General features: G+C 60.8%; 1 protein-coding gene and 1 pseudogene. Both read left to right on the top strand.

Annotation, left to right across the window (positions count from 1 at the left end; all coding sequences use genetic code 11):
* Window positions 1–912, top strand: a pseudogene (locus tag EN925_RS35180) (hypothetical protein); the annotation flags it as partial.
* A gap of 196 nt (window positions 913–1,108) precedes the next feature.
* Window positions 1,109–1,573: acyltransferase (locus EN925_RS35175; protein WP_164894634.1), on the top strand; the 465-nt coding region annotated here is incomplete at its 3' end.

Below are 1,573 nucleotides of genomic sequence, written 5' to 3'. Positions count from 1 at the left end.
ACCTTGAGCTTCGTCATCGCGGCTTTCGCCGGTCTCGATCTGCTGGCGCGCACGGGCCTGTCGAAACCGTCCCTGCTGGCGAAGTGGATCGCGTTCGGCCTGCTTTGCCCGCTGGTGAGCCTGATCCACCCCTATGGCGTCCAGGCCATCCTCGCGACGCTCGCCGTGGCCTACGGCAATGAGGCGGTGTCGCTGATCATGGAATGGAAACCGTTCAATCCGCCGGACAGCCCTGTCCAGGAAGTGGCGATGCTGCTCGGACTTTTCGGGCTTCTGGTGTCCCGGTTGCGAATTGGCTGGGCCAAGGCGTTGTTCGTCGTCTTCACCCTGCATGTCTATCTCGCCCATGTGCGTTTCATGTATCTGTTCTTCCTGTTGGTCCCCTTGGTGATCGCGGTCGAAGTCGCACAGCAATATCCCTCGCTTTCAGCCACCGCATGGCTGGCCGAAAAGCGCGACGGGCTGGAGAGATTCTTAGCCAGACGGTTCTACGCCATCTGCGGCACGGCAGCCGTTCTGCTGATCGGCGCGGTCGCCGTGCTCGGCAGCGCCTATCAGGTCACGCCGAGCCCGAAGACGTCGGCCAGCGGGGCGCTGGCATTCGCCGAAAGCCATCATCTGTCCGGTAATGTGCTGAATTCCTACAATTTCGGCGGCACGCTGATTTTCCACGGGTTCAAGACCTATATCGACGGACGGACGGACCAGCTGTTCCTGGGCGGCTTCACAAAGAGCGACAACGACACCGGACGCGGAGACGGCAAGCCGCTCCTCGAAGCCCGCCTGAAGAAATACGCAATAGATTGGGCGCTGCTGTCGGCCGACGACAGCCGGATTCCCTTCTTCGACCAGTTGGGCTGGAAACGGGCCTACTCGGACGATTACGCGGTAATCTATCTGCCCGGCGCCTGATCCTGTGCGTTCCTGGCGGATTTCGCGACAGCCAATATATGCCTTGACACCCATGTTGCAGCGCAGCAAAATTGCTGCCTGAGGGTAAGCCTGTGAGATCGACGAGCCGGGATTTTCAGCACGACCGAAGGCATCGCCGCATGAGCGTGTCGGGTGCGGCCGCACGGATCATGGTGGTCGCGCGCGAGCCGGCCGGATGAACTACCGGCGCGACATCGACGGCCTGCGGGCCGTTGCGGTGCTGCCCGTCGTGCTCTTCCATTTCGGCGTGTCCGCCATTCCTGGCGGCTTCACCGGTGTCGACATCTTCTTCGTCATATCGGGCTATCTGATCAGCGGCAGCCTGCTCGATGATCTTGAGCGGGGCCAGTTCTCGATCGGCCGCTTCTACTGGCGCCGCGCCCGGCGCATCCTGCCGGCGCTGACCTTCGTCATCCTGCTCGCGAGCATTGCCGCCTGGTTCATCCTTCTGCCTTCGGATCTCCACGAATTCAGCCTTAGCGTGATCGCCGCCTCGACCTTCTGGTCGAATATCTATTTCTGGAGAACGATGAACTATTTCTCCATCGACGCAGAACTGCGGCCGCTCCTGCACACATGGTCGCTTTCGGTGGAAGAGCAGTATTATATCTTCGCGCCGATCCTGCTTTATCTGATCCAC

The organism is Mesorhizobium sp. M7A.F.Ca.US.006.04.2.1 (assembly GCF_004022915.1).
Classification (GTDB): Bacteria; Pseudomonadota; Alphaproteobacteria; order Rhizobiales; family Rhizobiaceae; genus Mesorhizobium; species Mesorhizobium ciceri.
The sequence above is the reverse complement of the archived record's forward strand: the minus strand, read 5'-3'. Positions and strand labels throughout refer to the sequence as shown.